The organism is Streptomyces sp. NPDC053750 (assembly GCF_044544295.1).
In the GTDB taxonomy this organism is placed as follows: Bacteria; Actinomycetota; Actinomycetes; order Streptomycetales; family Streptomycetaceae; genus Streptomyces.
Window position 1 is genome coordinate 59139 of sequence record NZ_JBITXB010000019.1, and the last position, 19052, is coordinate 78190.

Annotated in this window: 18 protein-coding genes and 1 riboswitch; of the genes, 4 read left to right on the forward strand and 14 right to left on the reverse strand. The window is 71.8% G+C overall.

Translation table 11 applies throughout. From position 1 onward, the window contains the following. Positions 1–128: 128 nt before the first annotated feature. A complete protein-coding gene (locus ACIGO6_RS35085; protein WP_399883572.1) occupies positions 129–446 on the forward strand; it encodes a hypothetical protein in 318 nt (105 codons plus the stop codon). On the opposite strand, the gene ACIGO6_RS35090 is transcribed toward ACIGO6_RS35085, so the two are convergent. From ACIGO6_RS35090 to ACIGO6_RS35105, 4 genes are all read right to left on the reverse strand, one after another. Further along, positions 409–1584 (reverse strand): acyl-CoA dehydrogenase family protein, encoded by a 1176-nt coding sequence (locus ACIGO6_RS35090; RefSeq protein WP_399883575.1) that lies wholly within the window; start codon positions 1582–1584, stop codon positions 409–411. The genes ACIGO6_RS35085 and ACIGO6_RS35090 overlap by 38 nt on opposite strands. A gap of 196 nt (positions 1585–1780) precedes the next feature. Beyond that, entirely contained in the window at positions 1781–2440 is a 660-nt protein-coding gene (locus tag ACIGO6_RS35095; protein ID WP_399883578.1) for a TetR/AcrR family transcriptional regulator, read from the reverse strand. An 81-nt stretch (positions 2441–2521) separates the two neighbouring features. After that, positions 2522–2662, reverse strand: coding sequence for an SCO1431 family membrane protein (locus ACIGO6_RS35100; protein WP_399883581.1), 141 nt, complete (start codon positions 2660–2662; stop codon positions 2522–2524). A 104-nt stretch (positions 2663–2766) separates the two neighbouring features. Next, positions 2767–4140: a peptidase C39 family protein gene (locus ACIGO6_RS35105; protein WP_399883584.1), complete on the reverse strand. Its 1374-nt coding sequence runs from the start codon at positions 4138–4140 to the stop codon at positions 2767–2769. 224 nt (positions 4141–4364) lie between these two features. Here ACIGO6_RS35105 and ACIGO6_RS35110 point away from each other — a divergent pair, with 224 nt between their 5' ends. After that, positions 4365–4985: a uridine kinase gene (locus tag ACIGO6_RS35110; protein ID WP_399883758.1), complete on the forward strand. Its 621-nt coding sequence runs from the start codon at positions 4365–4367 to the stop codon at positions 4983–4985. A gap of 440 nt (positions 4986–5425) precedes the next feature. Beyond that, entirely contained in the window at positions 5426–7288 is a 1863-nt protein-coding gene (locus tag ACIGO6_RS35115; RefSeq protein WP_399883760.1) for an AAA family ATPase, read from the forward strand. Positions 7289–7413: 125 nt separating this feature from the next. Here the strand turns inward: ACIGO6_RS35115 and ACIGO6_RS35120 are convergent, their stop codons facing one another. The 9 genes from ACIGO6_RS35120 to ACIGO6_RS35160 form a co-directional block, all read right to left on the reverse strand. Then, positions 7414–8451 carry a hemolysin family protein gene (locus tag ACIGO6_RS35120; protein WP_399883587.1) on the reverse strand — a complete coding sequence of 346 codons (1038 nt, stop codon included), beginning with the start codon at positions 8449–8451 and terminating at the stop codon, positions 7414–7416. After that, the gene (locus ACIGO6_RS35125) at positions 8448–9779 is read right to left on the reverse strand and encodes a hemolysin family protein (protein ID WP_399883590.1); all 1332 of its coding nucleotides are present in this window, start codon (positions 9777–9779) and stop codon (positions 8448–8450) included. The genes ACIGO6_RS35120 and ACIGO6_RS35125 overlap by 4 nt, the downstream gene beginning before the upstream one ends. Before the next feature lie 248 nt (positions 9780–10027). Continuing rightward, positions 10028–10498 carry a PH domain-containing protein gene (locus tag ACIGO6_RS35130; protein ID WP_399883593.1) on the reverse strand — a complete coding sequence of 157 codons (471 nt, stop codon included), beginning with the start codon at positions 10496–10498 and terminating at the stop codon, positions 10028–10030. A gap of 20 nt (positions 10499–10518) precedes the next feature. Then, a complete protein-coding gene (hisG, locus tag ACIGO6_RS35135) occupies positions 10519–11367 on the reverse strand; it encodes an ATP phosphoribosyltransferase (protein ID WP_399883596.1) in 849 nt (282 codons plus the stop codon). A gap of 49 nt (positions 11368–11416) precedes the next feature. Continuing rightward, entirely contained in the window at positions 11417–11689 is a 273-nt protein-coding gene (locus tag ACIGO6_RS35140; protein WP_020117406.1) for a phosphoribosyl-ATP diphosphatase, read from the reverse strand. A 34-nt stretch (positions 11690–11723) separates the two neighbouring features. Then, positions 11724–12209 carry a 6,7-dimethyl-8-ribityllumazine synthase gene (gene ribH / locus ACIGO6_RS35145; protein WP_399883599.1) on the reverse strand — a complete coding sequence of 162 codons (486 nt, stop codon included), beginning with the start codon at positions 12207–12209 and terminating at the stop codon, positions 11724–11726. Between the two features lie 31 nt (positions 12210–12240). Then, entirely contained in the window at positions 12241–13530 is a 1290-nt protein-coding gene (locus ACIGO6_RS35150) for a bifunctional 3,4-dihydroxy-2-butanone-4-phosphate synthase/GTP cyclohydrolase II (RefSeq protein WP_399883602.1), read from the reverse strand. Continuing rightward, positions 13527–14171 carry a nicotinamide riboside transporter PnuC gene (locus tag ACIGO6_RS35155; RefSeq protein ID WP_399883605.1) on the reverse strand — a complete coding sequence of 215 codons (645 nt, stop codon included), beginning with the start codon at positions 14169–14171 and terminating at the stop codon, positions 13527–13529. The genes ACIGO6_RS35150 and ACIGO6_RS35155 overlap by 4 nt, the downstream gene beginning before the upstream one ends. Next, complete coding sequence (locus tag ACIGO6_RS35160; protein WP_399883608.1) at positions 14168–14770, reverse strand: riboflavin synthase; 603 nt, start codon at positions 14768–14770, stop codon at positions 14168–14170. Before ACIGO6_RS35160 ends, ACIGO6_RS35155 begins: the two co-directional genes overlap by 4 nt. 150 nt (positions 14771–14920) lie before the next feature. After that, positions 14921–15051: riboswitch (FMN riboswitch) on the reverse strand. Between the two features lie 218 nt (positions 15052–15269). On the opposite strand from ACIGO6_RS35160, the gene ACIGO6_RS35165 reads away from it, so the two are divergent. Continuing rightward, positions 15270–17627, forward strand: a complete 2358-nt coding sequence (locus tag ACIGO6_RS35165; RefSeq protein ID WP_399883611.1) for a chitinase C-terminal domain-containing protein — start codon at positions 15270–15272, stop codon at positions 17625–17627. A 117-nt stretch (positions 17628–17744) separates the two neighbouring features. On the opposite strand, the gene ACIGO6_RS35170 is transcribed toward ACIGO6_RS35165, so the two are convergent. After that, complete coding sequence (locus ACIGO6_RS35170) at positions 17745–18941, reverse strand: ROK family transcriptional regulator (protein ID WP_399883614.1); 1197 nt, start codon at positions 18939–18941, stop codon at positions 17745–17747. Positions 18942–19052: the final 111 nt, after the last annotated feature.

A 19052-nucleotide genomic window follows, 5' to 3' on the forward strand; every position in this document is an offset into this window, starting at 1 on the left:
CGCGCCGACCCGCGCCACGGCCCACAGGTGCCGTGGCGCGGGTCGGTGTGCTGTCGCCGGACGGCCGCGAACGCACGCCCGATTCTGTGGGGCGGTGACCTGTCCGCACTTCGCCGCGTTGCCCGGGTATGACCGTCACGTACTCGGAGACCGGGCGTCGGCGCCGCGTGTTCGTCCCGGTGCCCGCGGGACCGGTTCCGCCGGCCCCGCTGCTCCCGGACCCGCCGATCTACCGTGAGCTGATGCGGGCCTGGGCCGACCGCGGCCGCACCCTGCCGGGGCGCCACGACCCGGAGTGGGTCAGACTCGTGGCGCCCCCGCGCGGGCTCGGGGACTTCGTCGCCACCGCCGACGGCCGGGTCACCGGCGACTTCCGGGTCACCGGCGACTTCCGGGTCACCGGCGACTTCAGCGTTCCTCGGGACCCGCGAGGTGACGGGCGATGACCATCCGCTGGATCTGGTTGGTGCCCTCGACGATCTGCAGCACCTTGGCCTCGCGCATGTAGCGCTCGGCCGGGAAGTCCGCGGTGTAGCCGTAGCCCCCGAGGATCTGCACGGCGTCCGTGGTGACGCGCATCGCCGTGTCGGTGCAGTGCAGCTTGGCCATGGCGGCCTGCTTGGCGAACGGCAGACCGGCGTCGCGCAGCCGCGCGGCCGACAGGTACAGCGCGCGGCCGGCCTCGATCTGGGTCGCCATGTCGGCCAGCATGAAGCGCAGCCCCTGGAAGTCCGCGATCGGCTTGCCGAACTGCCGCCGCTCCCCCGCGTAGGACACCGCCGCGTCCAGCGCCGCCTGGGCCACGCCGATGGCGCAGGCGGCGATGCCGAGCCGCCCGGAGTCGAGCGCGGAGAGGGCGATCGCGAAGCCCTGGCCCTCGTCACCGAGGCGCCGCGCGTCAGGGACCCGCACGCCGTCGAGGTGGACCTGCGCGGTGGGCGAGCCCTTGAGCCCCATCTTCTTCTCCGGCGCCGCGGCGCTCAGCCCCTCGGCGTCGCCGGGGACCAGGAAGGCGGTGATCCCACGGGGGCCCTCCTCCCCGGTGCGCGCCATGACGGTGTAGAAGTCGGCGATGCCGCCGTGCGTGATCCACGCCTTGGTGCCGGTGATCACCCAGTCTCCGCCGTCCGCGCGCACCGCCTTGGTGCGCAGGGAGGCGGCGTCGGAGCCGGAGGCGGGTTCGGAGAGGCAGTAGGCGCCGAGCAGGCCGCCGCCGAGCATCGCGGGCAGGTACTCGGTCTGCTGCTCCTTGGTGCCGTAGGCGGCGAGCGCGTAGGAGGCGAGGGTGTGCACGCTGACGCCGAGGCCGACGGTGAGCCGGGCCGCGGCGAGCTCTTCGAGGACCTGGAGGTAGACCTCGTACGGCTGCTCGCCGCCGCCGTACTCGGCGTCGTAGGGCAGGCCGAGCAGTCCGGAGTCGGAGAGCAGGGCGAAGACCTCGCGCGGGAAGCGTCCGGCGTCCTCCTCCTCGGCCGCGCTCGGGGCGATCTCACGCTGCGCGATGTCGCGGACGAGCGAGATCAGATCCCGTGCCTCGTCCGTGGGCAGTAGCCGGTCCACCGGCTGCGGGGCGCGGTCGGGCATGGCGACGCTCTCCTCCCTGTCGGGCACATCGACGGACGTGCGCCTTGGGTGGAGGCGGTTCCGCCGGGTCTCTCGGGCCTGGCCGATGCTCGCACTCCCGGGTCGCGGAAGCGGCTGACCAGCGGCTGTGCGCAGTGAGTATGCCCGATCGGACGCACGGAGTCACCAGTTAACGACCGCTTACTTCAAGAAGTCGTCAGGGGTCCCGGCGGGCGGGGGCCGGGGCCGGATACGAGGGGTCCAGCTCCTCGATGGCGCGCAGGGTGCCGCCGAGCGACTTCACCAGCAGGTCGCGCACGACCTCGCGGGGCAGTTCGGGGCGGTCGATCCAGTCCAGGGTGGCGCCCTCGACGCTGCACACCCAGGACAGCAGGCCCATGCGGGCCAGCGGTCCGATGTCGCTGCGGCCGTACGCCCCCTCGGCGATGGTGACGACGATCGCCTCGCGCACCCCGTCCCGGACGGCATGGACCTCGGCGTCGAAGCCGACGCCGCCGCTGACGATCGTGCGGTAGGCGGCCTGGTTGTGCTCGGCGTAGCGCAGATAGCCGTCGATGGTGCGGTGGACGCGGTCCACCTGTGGCAGTTCGGTGCCGCCCGCGGCGGTGGTGACCAGGCCGGCCACGGAGTCCTGGATGATCGCCAGGTAGTAGCCCCGCTTGGACTGGAAGTAGTAGTAGATCAGCCCTTTGGCGACATGCGCCTGGCGGGCGATGTCGTCCATCGAGAGCGCGTCGTACGACGTGTCGGCGAACAACCTGCGCCCGATGGCGATGAGTTCGGCGCGGCGTGCCAGCGAACGCTCCGTGCCGCGCGCCCGGGGACGGGCGGCGGCACGTTGTTGACTGATATTCAATTTCGACCCTGGTTCCTACGGGCGGCAGGACCCCCGCAGTATGGCAGGTCGGAACGTGGGGCAGGTCACACAGAGGTCACGTCAGAACAGACCGAGCTGGACCACGAGCATGGCGATCACCACGACGAGGGTCCAGCCCATGACGTGCTCGAGGATCTCGGGGCCGTCGTCCTTGGGGCCACCGGTGCGGACCCGGGCGGCGGCGGTGGTGTGTGCGGTCATCACTTCTCGCTGATCTCGGACGTGCGGTGGACTCCCCCGTAACCCTGTCCACCTTGCCACCGTCAGCGGCTTCCGCGGCGGAGACGTTGCTCACAGGGCAGCCGTCACCGCACGCCCACCGCCTCGAGCGCCTTGCGCTGGCGTGCGCTCGGACGGGCCGGGAAGTAGAGGTAGCAGACGCCGCCGGTGCCCGAGACGACCTTGCCACTGGCGTTGTACCGCTTGGTCCTGAGCCAGATGTTCTCCCACTCGCGCCGCCGGTAGACGCGGCGCACCGAGGCGTTGTCGTCCGAGGCCGGGTCGTTGGCGATCACGTCGCCGTCGGCGGTGAAGCCGATCACGGTCATCAGGTGGCCCGAGGTGCCGTACCCGGCACCGGTCAGCTCCTTGTCCAGGAACGACTGGGACGTTATGGCCGGGATGCCGGCCGCGATCAGCGTCTCCAGGTCGGTGAGGGAACCCAGGCGGGTGACCACGCCCTGGAGGTCCTTGAAGGTGGCCGCGTAGGCGGCGTTGAAGGGCCAGTTGCCGCAGCCGGCGTACTGGTGGTCGTACGTGTACCGGGCCGCGTGGCAGACCTGCGGGTCGGCGTAGGAGGGGTCGACCCAGGCGAGCTGTTCCTCGGTGAGCCGGCCGCCCCAGTACTCGATGATCATCTGCGAGGAGGTGGGGCTGCACCAGGCCTCGCCGCCGTTGTCGTACTCGGGGTACTGGCCCTTGTGGATCTCCTGCGAGTAGCGCGGGACGCGCAGCTCCCGGGCCAGGCCCGGCGTGGAGGCCGGGACGGTGAAGCGGTCCGGGACGTCGGAGCCCATCGCGCCGAGCCGCCAGACCGTGGGCGTGGTCCGCGTACCGGGGCGGCGGTGGAGGGTGAGCCGGAGCCGGTAGGTGGCCAGCCGCAGGCCCGTGGACGCGTCGTCGATCGAGAAGGTGTCCGTCCAGATGCTGCTGCGCCCGTCGCCCTGGTCGTCGACCGAGGTCCGCTTGATGTCCTGGTCGCCGGCGGCCCAGCGGCCCATCACGTACCAGGGCGTGTCCGTGCCGTCGGAGTAGGTGCCCTTGAGCTCGACCTGGATCCAGGTGCCGCTCGGCGTGTGCGCGTTCCAGGAGGCGATCACCTCGGTCGCGGGCACGGCGAGCCGGTGGACCGGCGACGTCCAGGTCGCGTACTCCCAGGCGGCGGTCGTGCCGGTGTGCGGGTCGGTGTACTCGGTGGTGCCGGCCGGGGTGCCGATCACGACACCGGGGCGAACGCCCGCGACGGGACGGGCGCCCCGCACGGTCCCGCTCCGCCAGTCCTGGAACGTGGTCCAGGCACGGTAGTCCACCGGTCGGGCGGCGGCACGGTCGGTGTCCGCGGTGCCGGTGCCCGCGGCGGGCACGGCCGCGGCGGTGGCCGGGACCGCGCCGCCCGCCACGGCGGCGGCGACCGCGGCGGCCAGGACGGTTCTGCGGGACGGCTGTTCGGCTCTGCTCATGGGTGGAACACCCCCAGGTGTCCGAGTCGGGGCGGGTCCTTGCACGGTTGTGCGCCAACTATGACCGTGGGCGCCCCCTCCTGCCAGCACTTCCGCGCACGCCACGCCATCAATATTGGTGTCGACCAGTGGCACGGAGGGCCCGCCCGCCCCACGGAGGGAGGGGCGGGGCCCGTTAGAGTGCGGGCGACACACCCGTTCCCCCGCGCCACCCAGGACCCGTCATTCACGACCTCGCAGCCCTGCTCCGCAGGCTTCCCCCCTCCTGCGGGCCCGTCCGTCTCATCGGCGTCGACGGACACGCCGGCTCGGGGAAGTCCACGTTCGCCGGACGGCTGGCCGCCGAGCTGGGCGGCGCGCCGGTGCTGCACCTCGACGACATCGCCAGTCACGACGAGCTCTTCGACTGGACCGGGCGGCTACTGAGCCAGGTGGTCGAGCCCCTGCGGCGCGGCGACACCGCGCACTACGCCCCTTACGACTGGCGGGCCCGCGCCTTCGGAACGCTCCGTCCGCTGCCGCCCGCGCCGGTGGTCCTGGTGGAGGGGGTCGGCGCGGGCCGCGAGGCGCTGCGTCCACATCTGGCCCGGCTGCTCTGGATGGAGCTGCCGCGCGAGGAGGCCTGGGCGCGCGGACGGGCGCGCGACGGGGCGGAGCAGCGGGCCTTCTGGGACGGGTGGATCCCGGCCGAGCGCCGGCACTTCACCCACGACCCCTCACGCCCCTTCGCGCACCTTCTGGTACGGCAGGGGACGCAGGGGTACGAGGTGCTCCCGGGGCCTGCGGGACGCCCCGGCGAAGCCCACTTCCTCACGGAGGGTGACGGACTCTCGGCAATGTGCTGAACTCGTGAAGATCGCTGCCCGGTAACGCGTCGACAACTCGCCGACGTGCCTCAACTCCGCTTGACCCAGGGGTCGTACAGGTCTTACGTTCTCAATGAGCGGCCATTCGGAGCCGCCCGCAGACGCGAAGCCCCCGGTTGTTCCCCCGTGATCGGGGGCTTCGTTCTGCCCTGAGCGCGTTTTTCGGCTGCTGCGCGACGCGACCCGCTCACCCTCGGTCACCGTCCCGTGTGCGCCCCGTCCGCCCCCACCTCGTGGAACGGCCTGTCCGGGCACCCTTCGGAGGGAAGAGCCCCGCAGGTACGATGCCCCCGGTGCGACCTGTGGGCGGTTGCCGCGCGCACCTTGAACTCCGGTCCACGGTGCCGCCGTTGACCGAGGCGGCCGGCGGGCGACGGCTCGGCGGTGTACCGACGGGGGCACGGTTCGTGGGGGACGGGATGGACTTCGGCACGCAGGGCCCGCAGGCCCCGGCCGACCTCGCCTGGCTGCGCGGCGTGGACGCCTACACCATGGGGGCCTATCCACAGGCGGAGGAGGAGTTCCGGGCCGCGGTGCGCATCGACCCCGCGATGGCCGACGGCTGGCTGGGGCTGCACGCGCTGCGCGTCGACACCACCAACGCGCTGCTCAGGATGTTCCAGCATCGGGACCGCTTCGGCGAGCAGCGCGCCCGCCACCGCCGGACGCTCAACTCCTGGTACTGGCTGGGCTGGTGGGTGCAGCCCGTGCTCGAGAACCCCCGCGACCTGCTGCTGGCGCACGCGTCCCACTGGCTGGACGGCCGCCACGTCCCGGAGCTGGACCGCGCCCTGGCCGGGCTGCCGCCGGTGGACACCGACCCCCAGGTCCGCTTCCTGCACGCGTGCCGCGCCTACCTCGTCAAGGACTGGGAACAGCTCGTGCGGCACACCGACCCACTGCTCGGCGATCCACTGCTGGGCATCGAGGCGGGTCTGTTCAGCGGCATGGCCCGGGTGCGGCTGGAGATGTACGGGCAGGCCGAGCCCCTGCTGTCGGCGGCCCTCATGCGGTGCCGCAGCGAGCAGCCACAGCGCAAGGAACTGCGCTACTGGCTCGCGCGCGCCTTCGAGGGCACGGGCCGCAGCGCCGCCGCGCTGCCGCTGTACCGCGCGGTGCACCGCGTCGACCCCGCCTTCATGGACACGTCGGCCCGACTGGCGGCGATCGCCGAGGCCGACGAGTACGACGACGCCGTCGATCTCGCGGGGCTCGCGCAGGCCGGTATGGGACTGGACGGCCTGGACGGCACCGACGGACTGGATCCCCTCTTCGGCACCGAGCGCGACCTCAAGCTCTCCACGCCCGAGCCGCCGCTGTCCGCCCCGCTGCCCACGCTGACCGGGCCGTCGGTGCGCGAGAAGACCGACGGACCGGACCCGTCCCTGCCCACCGGGCCCACCGACCCCGCGTTACTGGAGGAGGCGCTCGCCGAACTGGAGCGCATGGTGGGGCTGGAGCCGGTGAAACGGCAAGTCAAGGCCCTGTCCGCGCAGTTGAACATGGCGCGGTTGCGGGCGGGGCAGGGCCTGCCGGTCCAGCCGCCCAAACGTCACTTCGTCTTCTCCGGCCCCTCCGGCACCGGCAAGACCACCGTGGCCCGCATCCTGGGCCGTGTCTTCTACGCCCTCGGCCTGCTCGGCGGCGACCACCTCGTGGAGGCCCAGCGGGCCGACCTGGTCGGTGAGTACCTCGGCCAGACCGCGGTGAAGGCCAACGAACTGATCGACTCCGCGCTCGGCGGCGTGCTCTTCGTCGACGAGGCGTACTCCCTGTCCAACTCCGGCTACGGCAAGGGCGACGCGTACGGCGACGAGGCGCTCCAGGTGCTGCTGAAGCGGGCCGAGGACAACCGCGACCACCTGGTGGTGATCCTGGCCGGCTATCCGGAGGGCATGGACCGGCTGCTGACCGCCAACCCGGGGTTGTCCTCCCGTTTCACCACGCGGGTCGACTTCCCGTCGTACCGGCCGCTGGAGCTCACCTCGATCGGTGAGGTGCTCGCGGCCGAGAACGGGGACGTGTGGGACGAGGAGGCGCTGGACGAGCTGCGGTCGATCGCCGGGCATGTGGTGGACCAGGGGTGGATCGACGAGTTGGGGAACGGGCGGTTCCTGCGGACGCTGTACGAGAAGAGTTGTGCGTATCGGGATCTGCGGTTGTCGGTGTATCCCGGGGTGTTGAGTCGGGATGACCTGGCGACCTTGCGGTTGCCGGATTTGATGCAGGCGTATGGGGAGGTGCTGTCGGGGAGGGGGCCGCAGGATCCGTCGGCCCTGTGAGGCGCCCGGCGTCCGGGGGGGTGGACGCTCGCCCGCGCTGACGGGGTGCAGCCTGCGCCCACCCGTGCCGCCCCAGCGGCACGACTGCCCGCAGGCTGCGCGGCACGACTGCCCGCAGGCTGCGACTAGGTCGCCAGGGTGACCTCCCTGTGGGCCGGGTCTCTGACCTCGCCCACCAGGAGTTCCAGGACGTCCTCCAGGGCGACCAGGCCCAGGACCTTGCCGGACGCGTCCGTCACCTGGGCCAGGTGGGTCGCCGCCCTGCGCATCACCGTGAGGGCGTCGTCCAGGGGGAGTTCGGGGCGGAGGGTGGTCATCGGGCGCCACAGGTGCTGGGGGACGGCCCGGTCGGAGTCCTCCAGGTCGAGGACGTCCTTGACGTGGAGGTATCCCATGAAGGCGCCCTTGTCCGCCGCGACCGGGAAGCGCGAGTACCCGGTGCGGGCGGTGAGCGCGACGATCTCCGCCGGGGTGACCGAGGGGCTGACCGTGACCAGGGACTCGCGCCGCAGGAGCACGTCCGTCACCGGGCGGGAGCCCAGTTCCAGGGCGTCCTCCAGGCGTTCCTGCTCCTCCGGGTCGAGCAGGCCGGCCTGCCCGGCGTCCTCCACCAGCCGGTTGAGCTGCTCGCTGGTGAAGACGGCCTCGACCTCGTCCTTGGGTTCGACGCGGAACAGCCGCAGGATGCCCTGCGCGCAGGCGCCGAGGGCCACGGTGACCGGCTTGCACAGACGGGCGAAGGCGACCAGGCCGGGGCTCAGCCACAGCGCGGCCTTCTCGGGGGCGGCCATCGCGAGGTTCTTGGGCACCATCTCGCCGATGACGAGGTGGCAGAAGACCACGGCGGCCAGCGCGATCACGTAGCCGAGCGGGTGGATCACGCCGTGCGGCAGATGGATCCACTCGAAGACCGGCTCGAGCAGATGGGCGACCGTCGGCTCGGCGACCGCGCCCAGGGTGAGCGAGCAGACGGTGATGCCGAACTGGGCGGCGGCCATCATCTGCGGCAGCCGCTCCAGCCCGTACAGCACCTGCCGGGCCCGGGCGGTGCCGAGCGGTTCGATCTGGCTGCGGCGGACCGAGACGAGCGCGAACTCGGCGCCGACGAAGAAGCCGTTGGCGAGCACGAGCAGCGCGGCGAAGACCAGTTGCAGGACGCTCATCGGGCAGCCTCCAGCACGGACACCGGCGCCGTGCGCACCAGCCGTATCCGTTCGGCGCGGTAGTGGCCGACCTGGCGGACGGAGAGCCGCCAGCCGGGCAGTTCCGCCCGGTCGCCGACGGCCGGGATACGGCCGAGCAGGTCGGCGACCAGTCCGGCCACGGTCTCGTACGGGCCCTCGGGCGCCTCGAGGCCGATGCGCCGCAGGGCGTCGACACGGCAGCTGCCGTCGACGTCCCAGGCGGGGCGGCCGTCCTCGGGCGGGGCGGGGGCGAGTTCGGGCACGTCCAGGCCGTCGTGCTCGTCGCGGACCTCGCCGACGAGCTCCTCGACGATGTCCTCCAGGGTGACGACGCCGGCGGTGCCGCCGTACTCGTCGACGACGACCGCGATGGGCTGCTCGCTGCGCAGACGGGTGAGGAGCGGCCTGACCGGCAGGGTCTCGGGGACCAGCAGCGCCGGGCGGGCGATGCGGCCGGCGGGGGTGCGCAGCCGCTCGTGCGCGGGGACCGCGAGGGCGTCCTTGAGGTGGACCATGCCGACGATCTCGTCGATCTTCTCCCGGTAGACGGGGAAGCGGGACAGACCGGTGGCGCGGGTCAGGTTGACCACGTCCTCGGCGGTGGCCGAGGACTGCAGGGCGCTCACCTTCACGCGCGGGGTCATCACGTGCTGCGCGGTCAGTTCGCCCAGCGACAGGGTCCGTACGAAGAGGTCGGCGGTGTCCTGCTCCAGGGCGCCGGCCCGGGCGGAGTGCCGGGCCAGGGAAACCAGTTCACCGGGGGTGCGGGCGGAGGCCAGCTCCTCGGCGGGCTCGATGCCGAGGGCGCGCACGAGCCGGTTGGCGACGGTGTTGAGGGCCGAGATCACCGGGCGGAAGAGCCGGGCGAAGACATGTTGCGGGCCGGCGACGAACCGCGCGACCTGCAAGGGCTTGGAGACCGCCCAGTTCTTGGGCACGAGCTCGCCGATCACCATCTGCACGGCCGAGGCCAGCAGCATGCCGACGACGACCGAGACTCCGGGCACGGCGCCGTCGGGGATGCCGAGCGCGCTGAACGGGCCGTCCAGCAGCTGGGCGAGTGCCGGTTCGGCGAGCATGCCGACGACGAGGGAGGTGATGGTGATGCCGAGCTGGGTGCCGGAGAGCTGGAAGGACAGCTCCCTGAGGGACTCGACGACCCGGCGGGCGCGCCGGTCGCCGTCGGCGGCGGCCTGTTCGGCGTCCGGCCGTTCGACGGTCACCAGGCCGAACTCGGCCGCGACGAAGAAGCCGTTGGCGAGGATCAGCAGGAACGCGGCTGCCAGGAGCAGCAGGGGGGTGGTCATGATGCCGCCGCCCGGCGGGTGTCGCAGCAGGGGGCGGCGCAGGTACTGCAGGACGGTCCGTCCATCGCCGGAGGGAGTCACTCCTCGGGTAGCAGGAACCCCCGCGCACCGGGCGGAGCGACAGGGGCACGGACGCGGGGGCCGCGTCCGTGTTCCCAGATTAATCACGAAAAGGGGGCCTGCGGCAGGGTGGCGGACACCGAGCCGGTCCCCGACGGGTCCGTGGGGGTGCCGCGGCACGCCCGGCGTCAGCCGCGAGGGGCCCCGGGGGCGGCCGAGGAACGGGCTTCGACGAGGGCCCGCAGCGTGCGTGCGTCGTCGATGGCACGCTGCCGGGCGATACCGGGCTGGATGCCGAGCACGGGCAGGCTGGTGCCGTCGCTGAGGTCAAGGAAGACCCAGGGGTCGCCCTGGCGGAGGTTGACCCGGAGGATCTCGGGCCAGGCCAGGCGCCGCTTGTTGGTCAGGTTGATCACGGTGACGCCGGCCTCGTCGGCGACGACCCGGGGGCGGGCCAGCAGGAGGAGGACGCCGGCCAGGAGGAGCGCGGTCAGCGCGAAGCTGAGGCGCTCCCCCAGGCCGAGGCCGTCCAGCAGCATCCCGACCGCCGTGATGGTCACGAAGGTGACGACGGCGAGGACCGTCAGGACGGCACGGGTGACGCCCGGACGGAAGGTGACGGGCAGGGCGGGCAGGTCCGGCGTGGCATTGTCGGGCATGGCGTTGCTCCGGGTCCCGCTCAGAGACGGCAGGCGTGGATGGCCGTGGTCAGGATGGCCCGGGCACCGATCTCGTACAGGTCGTCCATGATCCGCTGGGCCTCCTTGGAGGGGACCATGGCACGGACGGCGACCCAGCCCTCGTTGTGCAGCGGGGAGACGGTCGGGGACTCCAGGCCGGGGGTGAGCGCGACGGCCTTCTCCAGCTGCTCCACCCGGCAGTCGTAGTCCATCATGACGTACGTCCGGGCCACCAGGACGCCCTGGAGGCGGCGCAGGAACTGCTGCACCTTGGGGTCCTCGGTGTCGGCGCCCGTACGGCGGATGACGACGGCCTCGGACTTCATGATCGGCTCGCCGAAGATCTCCAGGCCGGCGTTGCGCAGGGAGGTGCCGGTCTCGACGACGTCGGCGATGACCTCGGCGACGCCCAGCTCGATGGCGGTCTCGACGGCACCGTCGAGGTGGACGACGGAGGCGTCGACGCCGCTGTCCGCGAGGTGCTTGGCGACGATCCCCTCGTAGGAGGTGGCGACCGTCTTGCCCTTGAGGTCGGCCACTACGTCGGCCGAGCCCGGCCTGCCCGCGTAGTGGAAGGTGGAGCGGGCGAAGCCGAGCGGGAGGATCTCCTCGGCGTCGGCGCCCGAGTCCAGGAGCAGGTCGCGGCCGGTGATGCCGATGTCGAGGCGGCCGGAGGAGACGTAGATCGCGATGTCGCGGGGGCGGAGGTAGAAGAACTCGACCTCGTTGACCGGGTCGACGATCCGCAGTTCCTTGGACTCGCGGCGCTGCTGGTAGCCGGCCTCATGCAGCATCTCCCCCGCGGGGCCGGACAGGGAACCCTTGTTGGGGACGGCGATGCGCAGCATGAGGTCGGCTTCCTTTGTGTGAAGGGGGGTGGAGAGAAGGGGTGCGGCTTCAGAGGTGGGCGTAGACGTCGTCCAGCGAGATGCCGCGGGCGACCATCATCACCTGGACGTGGTAGAGCAGCTGGGAGATCTCCTCGGCAGCCGCCTCCTTGCCCTCGTACTCGGCGGCCATCCAGACCTCGGCGGCCTCTTCGACGACCTTCTTGCCGATGGCATGGACGCCCTTGCCCACCAGTTCGGCGGTGCGGGACGTGGCGGGATCGCCGTTTGCGGCCTTGTGCTGGAGCTCGGTGAAGAGCTCCTCGAACGTCTTATTGGACATGGTGGCGCCCACTTTACGCGGTGTGCCGACCGGCCTAGTGCCACGGTTCGGATACTGAGCGGAGTGTGGCCGCCGTGGCGACGGCCGCGGTCACCGCCTCGTGCCCCTTGTCCTCGCTGGAGCCGGGGAGGCCGGCCCGGTCCAGGGCCTGCTCCTCGGTGTCGCAGGTGAGGACGCCGAAGCCGACGGGGACGCCGGTCTCGACGGAGACCTGCACGAGACCCTGGGTCACGCCCTGGCACACGTAGTCGAAGTGGGGGGTGCCGCCGCGGATGACGACGCCGAGGGCGACGACGGCGTCGTAGCCGCGGTCCGCGAGGACCTTGGCGACCACCGGGAGCTCGAAGCTGCCCGGCACCCTGAGCAGGGTGGGCTCGTCGATGCCCAGGTCGTGCAGGGCCCGCAGGGCGCCGTCGACCAGTCCGTCCATCACCTTGTCGTGCCACTGCGCCGCGACGACGGCGACCCGCAGGTCCCCCACGTTGCGTACGGTCAGCTCCGGTGCACCCTTGCCGCTCACGTCTCTCCTCGAATGCCTTGCTTACGGGGCTTTACTGGTTGCCGCAGGTGGACACGGGGGTCGTGTCCAGCCAGGGCAGGTCGTGTCCCATCCGGTCCCGCTTGGTGCGCAGGTAGCGGAGGTTGTGCTCGCCGGCCTGGACGGGCATCGGCTCCCGGCCGGTCACCTCGATGCCGTGCCGTTCGAGGGCGTCGGACTTGTCGGGGTTGTTGGTCATCAGGCGGACGGCGCGCACGCCGAGGTCCGCCAGGATCTGGGCACCCGCCCCGTAGTCGCGGGCGTCGGCGGGCAGGCCGAGCTCCAGGTTGGCGTCGAGGGTGTCACGGCCGCGCTCCTGGAGTTCGTAGGCGCGCAGCTTGGACATCAGGCCGATGCCGCGTCCCTCGTGACCGCGCAGGTAGACCACCACTCCCCGGCCCTCGGCCTGGATGCGGTCCAGGGAGGCGTCCAGCTGGGGGCCGCAGTCGCAGCGCTGGGAGCCGAAGACGTCGCCGGTGAGGCACTCGGAGTGGATGCGGACGAGCACGTCCTTGCCGTCGCCGATCTCGCCGTGGACGAGGGCGACGTGCTCGACGCCGTCGACGGTGGAGCGGTAGCCGTACGCGGTGAACTCGCCGTGCCGGGTGGGCAGGTGTACCTCGGCCTCGCGGCGGACGGTGGGTTCCTCGCTGCGGCGGTAGGCGATCAGGTCCTCGATGGAGATGATCGACAGGCCGTGCTTGCGGGCGAACGGGATCAGCTCGGGCAGCCGCAGCATCCGGCCGTCCTCCCCGGCGATCTCCACGATGGCGCCGGCCGGGCGCAGGCCCGCGAGGCGGGCGAGGTCGACGGCGGCCTCGGTGTGGCCGTTGCGGACGAGGACGCCGCCGGGGCGGGCGCGCAGCGGGAAGATGTGTCCGGGGCGGACCAGGTCGGTCGGCTCGGCGGTGCCGCTTGCCAGGAGCCGCAGGGTGGTGGCGCGGTCGGACGCGGAGATGCCGGTGCTCACGCCGTGCGCGGCGGTGGCGTCGACGGTGACCGTGAACGCGGTCCTCATCGACTCGGTGTTGTCGTCGACCATCTGGGGGAGCCGGAGGCGGTCGAGTTCGTCGCCCTCCATGGGGGCGCAGATCATGCCGCGGCACTCGCTCATCATGAAGGCGACGATCTCCTCGGTCGCCTTCTCCGCGGCGATGACGAGGTCGCCCTCGTTCTCGCGGTTCTCGTCGTCGACGACCACGACGGGGCGGCCGGCGGCGATGTCCGCGACGGCCTGCTCGACCGGGTCGAGGCCGAGGTCGTCGAAACCTTCGGTGCTGTAGAGGATGGGTGCCGTGCTCATGCGGGCGCTCCTTCCGGGATGGGCCGCGTGGCGTTGCGGGAGCGCAGCCACCAGTCGCGCAGGCCCCACAGGACGAGCGCGCCGTAGAGGACGTAGACGAAGCCGGAGAAGGCGAAGCCGTTGGCGAAGTTCAGCGGGACGCCGACCAGGTCGACCAGCAGCCAGGCGAACCAGAACTCGACCATGCCGCGGGCCTGCGCGTACATGGCGACGACGGTGCCGACGAAGATGTACGCGTCCGGCCAGGGGTCCCAGGACAGGGTTGGGAAGGCGGTGAACAGGCCGCCGACGGCGAGGGTGCCGACGGCAGCGGCGACGACGAGGGCGCCGCGCTCGCGCCAGGTGGCGAACCGGACGGCGATGGAGCCGTCCTGCGTCTGCTGCCGGCCGCGGTTCCACTGCCAGAAGCCCCAGGCGGCGACGACCATGACGACGATCTGCTTGCCCGCGCTGCCGGAGAGGTGGGCGGTGGCGAAGGCCGTGAAGAGGATCAGCCCGGAGACGAACTGCACGGGCCAGGTCCATATCGAGCGCCGCCAGCCGAGCGCGAGGCCGAGCAGACCGATCACGTTGCCGATCATGTCCGACCACTTGATGTGCTGGTCGAAGAGGGTGAAGGCCTCGGAGTTGAGCCAGTTCACCGGGTGCCCCCCTGGGTGCCGAGCAGCCGCTCGACGTACTTGGCGATGACGTCCACCTCGAGGTTGACCGGGTCGCCGGGCTGCTTGATGCCGAGCGTGGTCAGGGCGAGGGTGGTGGGAATGAGGCTGACGGTGAAGAAGTCCGGGCCGGCGTCGACGACGGTGAGGCTGATGCCGTCGACGGTGATGGAGCCCTTCTCCACGACGTAGCGGGCGAGGTCGGCGGGCAGGGAGATCTTCACGAGCTCCCAGTGCTCGGAGGGCTTGCGTTCGAGGATCTCGCCGGTGCCGTCGACGTGGCCCTGGACGATGTGGCCGCCGAGGCGGGCGCCCACGGCGGTGGGGCGCTCCAGATTGACGCGGGAGCCGACGGCGAGGACGCCGAGGCTGGAGCGGTTCAGGGTCTCGGCCATCACGTCGGCGGTGAACTCGTCGCCCTCGTGGTCGACGACGGTGAGGCAGACGCCGTTGACGGCGATGGAGTCGCCGTGCCGTGCCCCCTCGGTGACCACGGGGCCGCGCAGGCGGAAGCGACAGGCGTCGTCGAGGGTTTCGACGGCGGTGATCTCGCCCAGCTCTTCGACGATTCCGGTGAACACTTCCCGGGTCCTCCTGCCTCTTCGGGCACGGACTCCGGGGCTGTCGATGACGACAGAATGTACGAGCGAGGACACCGGGGCGACGCCGGACAGGACCCGCCCGACGACGGGCGAGCCCAGAGATCGGCGGCGCGCACGTGTGCTCGCCCGCCGCGCACTGCCTCCCATCCGGACTTTAACCGTCGGTCCAGGAATTTCACCTGGTCAACCGGTCGCTGGAGGCGACCGGGTCGCGGACTGTAACCGCCGGTTCGGACTTTCACCGACCCCGGAGTGCGCTGCTTCTGGTACATGGCCAGTCTGCCACGCCCGGTCGGTGTCCATGCGGACGGGGTGTGTGGAGTGGCTCACAGAAGGTTTCGCCGGGGTGCTCCGACTGCGGCCGCGAGGGCCGCCAACTCGGCCGACGGCACCCCGCGTTGAGATTGGTCCATACCTATTGACGCACTGGTCTAGTCCTCTCTAGGGTCTGCGCAACTTCCGTGGAGAGGAACCGACTGTGCCTTCCCCCTCACGCCATCGAGCGAGACCCGCGCTGTTCGCGGCGGCCGCCGCCGTCGCCGGCCTGGTCCTCGCCGGGCTCCCGGCGACCGTCTCGCACGCCGCCGACCAGGAGTCCTGTCGCCCCGACGGGCTCTACCGGACACCCGGCACCGACGTCCCCTACTGCTCGGTCTACGACTCCGAGGGCCGGGAGAAGATGGGAGCCGACCATCCGCGCCGCGTGATCGGCTACTTCACCGGCTGGCGCACCGGCAAGGACGGCAAGCCCGCCTACCTGGCCTCGGACATCCCCTGGGACAAGGTCACCCACATCAACTACGCCTTCGCGCACGTCGACGGCGGCAACAAGCTCTCCGTCGGCTCGGACGGCGCGGCCAACCCCGCGACCGGGATGACCTGGCCGGGCGTCGAGGGCGCCGAGATGGACCCGGGCCTCCCCTACAAGGGCCACTTCAATCAGCTGAACAAGTTCAAGAAGCAGCACCCGAACGTCAAGACGATGATCTCGGTGGGCGGCTGGGCCGAGACGGGCGGCTACTTCGCGGACGACGGCACCCGCGTGGACTCGGGCGGCTTCTACTCGATGGCCACCAACGCCGACGGCTCGGTCAACCAGGCCGGCATCGAGACCTTCGCGGACTCGGCGGTCGACTTCGTGCGGAAGTACGGCTTCAACGGCGTCGACATCGACTACGAGTACCCGACCACCATGAAGGACGCGGGCAACCCGCTCGACTGGTCGTTCGCGGGCGGCCGCCGGGCCGGGCTGGTCGAGGGCTACGCGGCGCTGATGAAGACGCTGCGCGAGAAGCTCGACCGCGCGGGCGCCGCGGACGGCAGGCACTACCTCCTCTCCGTCGCCGCACCCTCCTCCGGATACCTGCTGCGCGGCATGGAGACCTTCCAGGTCCAGAAGTACCTGGACTACGTCAACATCATGTCGTACGACCTGCACGGCGCCTGGAACGAGTACGTCGGTCCGAACGCCTCCCTCTTCGACGACGGCAAGGACGCCGAGCTCGCCGCCGCGGGCGTGTACACCACCTCCCAGTACGGCGGCATCGGCTATCTGAACACCGACTGGGCCTACCACTACTTCCGGGGTTCGATGCCGGCCGGCCGGATCAACATCGGCCTGCCCTACTACACGCGGGGCTTCAAGAACGTCACCGGCGGCACCGACGGGCTCTGGGGCAGGGCACCCTCCAGCGACTGCCCGGCGGGCTCGGGCCTGACCAAGTGCGGCGACGGCGCCGTCGGCATCGACAACCTGTGGCACGACCTGGACAGCAACGGCAAGGAGTCGCCCGCGGGTTCCAACCCGATGTGGCACGCCAAGAACCTGGAGAAGGGAATCGTCGGCGACTACGTCACCGACTACGGCTTCCCGGCCGACACGCGGCTGACCGGGACGTACGCCCGCAAGTACGACGCCACGCTGGTCGCGCCCTGGCTGTGGAACGCCGAGAAGAAGGTCTTCCTGTCCACCGAGGACGAGCAGTCGGTCAAGGCCAAGGCCGACTACGTGGCCGACCGCGGCATCGGCGGCACGATGATCTGGGAGCTCGCGGGCGACTACGCCTGGGACGCGACCAAGGGGCAGTACGGGCCGGGCTCGACGCTGACCGACACGATGTACGAGACCTTCAAGTCGGCCTCCCCGTACGGCGCGCAGCGCGCCACGACCGACCTGCCCACCGAGGCGCTGGACATCGGCGTGGAGTTCGGGCAGTTCCCGCTCGGCGACTCCAACTACCCGATCGGCCCCAAGCTGAAGATCACCAACAACACGGGGACGACGCTGCCCGGCGGTACGGAGTTCCAGTTCGACTACGGCACCTCCGCACCGGGCAACGCCAAGGACCAGTCCGGCTGGGGCACTTCGGTGATCCGCAGCGACCACACCGGTGGCAACGCCGGCGGGCTGAAGGGTGACCACCACCGGGTCTCGCTGAAGCTGCCGGCCTGGCAGTCGCTGGCGCCGGGCGCGTCCACCACGGTGGACTTCGTGTACTACCTGCCGGTGTCGACGCCGTCCAACTGGACGGTGACGTTCGGCGGGAAGTCGTACGCCCTCGCGGGTGACCTGGCCCGGGGCACGACCGTGGTGGAGCCGGGGACACCGACGCCGACTCCGACGCCCACGGGTACCGGGTCGCCGAGCCCGAGCCCGAGCCCGACGGGCGGCACCGGGCAGTGCTCGGCCCCGGCATGGAGCGCGGCCGACGCGTACGGCGGTGGCATCACCGTGTCCCACGAGGGGCACTCGTGGAAGGCCAAGTGGTGGACGAAGGGCGAGGAGCCCGGCACCACCGGCGACTGGGGCGTCTGGCAGGACCTCGGGGCCTGCTGACCTCCGACGAGACCGGTCCGGCGGCGGTGACGACGGCCCTTGCCCGCCGCCGGGCCACCCAAGCGCACCCTGCCGCACTCCGGCAGGGTGCAGTGCTGTGACAGGGCCGGGTGCCTCCTAGGGCCTCTCCGGCGGCCCGAACAGGTCGTCCTGGGCGCGGTCGCGGGCGGTCAGCAGGGCTCCGCGCAGCACGGCGCCGCCGCCGAGCGCACCGGGGCGTACCTCGGCGGCGAGGGGCGACATCCGGGCGAGGCGGTCCTGGACCCGGCCGGCCAGCGCCTCACCGCCCGCCAGGCCGACCTCGCCGGCCAGCACGACGCAGCCGGGGTCCAGGACGGAGACGACGGCGGCGGCGCCCAGGACCACCCGCTCGGCCAGCGCGTCGAGGAACTCCCCGGCGGCCGGAACCGCGGCCGACTCACGTACCGCCTCCCGCACCAAGGCCGCCGCGTGCGGCTCGGGCCCGGCGGGCGTCGCACGCACCCCGTGCTCCGCCGCGAGGGCGGCCACGGCGTCCGCGCCGGCCAGCGAGTGGAAACCGCCGTCGCAGTCCGTGGCCGACGGCAGGCGGGACGTGCCGGGCACCGGCAGGAAGCCGACCTCGCCCGCGCCGCCGCTCACGCCCCGCCGCAGCGTGCCGTCGAGGACGACCGCGGCGCCGATGCCGAGGCCGAGCCACAGCAGGACGAACGTGTCCCGGTCCCGGGCCGCTCCGTCGCGCTGCTCGGCCAGGGCGGCGAGGTTGGTCTCGTTCTCGACGCCGATCCGCGCCTCGGGGAACTTCTCCTGCAACGCGGCCATCAGCCGACGGTGCCACTCGGGCAGGCCGCTGGAGACCCGCAGTTCGCCGCTGACCGGGTCGATCAGGCCGGGCGCGCCGATGCCGACGGTGTGCAGTGCGTCGGCGCCGGCGTCCTTCACCGCCCGCTCGACCAGGCCGACCGCCTGCTCCACCGCCGGGCCGGTGCCGGTGTCGTCGCCGATCGGCACGGACGCCTCGGCGAGCACCCGGCCGACCAGGTCGGACACCAGCACGGCGACGCCCTCGGTGCGCACGTCGAGGGCGGCGAGGTGGGCGCGGCCGGCGACGATGCCGTACAGCTTGGCGTTCGGTCCGCGGCGCTGCTCGCCCGACTCCCCGGCCACCTCGATCAGGCCGGAGACGGTGAGGCGTTCGACGAGGTCGGCGACGGTGGGGCGGGACAGGCCGGTCAGCTGTTTCAACTGCCCTGCCGTCAACGGGCCCTCCTGCTGGAGCAGGCGCAGGGCGAGCCGGTCGTTGATGGCCCGGGCGGTGCTCGGGGATGCGGGCATGCCGGGATCCTTCCAGATCGGCGGCGCGGGGGCCCACGCCGATAATCCCCTATCTATCAGGCAGGGTTCCTGATAGTTTACGCGGCGCAGTGACGCCAGGTAGCCGAGCCG

Excerpts from the sequence above, each read along its gene's own strand:
- ACIGO6_RS35085 (WP_399883572.1), top strand. The coding sequence starts at position 129 with ATGACCGTCACGTACTCGGAGACCGGGCGTCGGCGCCGCGTGTTCGTC.
- ACIGO6_RS35090 (WP_399883575.1), bottom strand. The coding sequence starts at position 1,584 with ATGCCCGACCGCGCCCCGCAGCCGGTGGACCGGCTACTGCCCACGGAC.
- ACIGO6_RS35100 (WP_399883581.1), bottom strand. The coding sequence starts at position 2,662 with ATGACCGCACACACCACCGCCGCCGCCCGGGTCCGCACCGGTGGCCCC.
- ACIGO6_RS35105 (WP_399883584.1), bottom strand. The coding sequence starts at position 4,140 with ATGAGCAGAGCCGAACAGCCGTCCCGCAGAACCGTCCTGGCCGCCGCG.
- ACIGO6_RS35115 (WP_399883760.1), top strand. The coding sequence starts at position 5,426 with ATGGACTTCGGCACGCAGGGCCCGCAGGCCCCGGCCGACCTCGCCTGG.
- ACIGO6_RS35120 (WP_399883587.1), bottom strand. The coding sequence starts at position 8,451 with ATGAGCGTCCTGCAACTGGTCTTCGCCGCGCTGCTCGTGCTCGCCAAC.
- ACIGO6_RS35125 (WP_399883590.1), bottom strand. The coding sequence starts at position 9,779 with ATGACCACCCCCCTGCTGCTCCTGGCAGCCGCGTTCCTGCTGATCCTC.
- ACIGO6_RS35130 (WP_399883593.1), bottom strand. The coding sequence starts at position 10,498 with ATGCCCGACAATGCCACGCCGGACCTGCCCGCCCTGCCCGTCACCTTC.
- hisG (WP_399883596.1), bottom strand. The coding sequence starts at position 11,367 with ATGCTGCGCATCGCCGTCCCCAACAAGGGTTCCCTGTCCGGCCCCGCG.
- ACIGO6_RS35140 (WP_020117406.1), bottom strand. The coding sequence starts at position 11,689 with ATGTCCAATAAGACGTTCGAGGAGCTCTTCACCGAGCTCCAGCACAAG.
- ACIGO6_RS35150 (WP_399883602.1), bottom strand. The coding sequence starts at position 13,530 with ATGAGCACGGCACCCATCCTCTACAGCACCGAAGGTTTCGACGACCTC.
- ACIGO6_RS35170 (WP_399883614.1), bottom strand. The coding sequence starts at position 18,941 with ATGCCCGCATCCCCGAGCACCGCCCGGGCCATCAACGACCGGCTCGCC.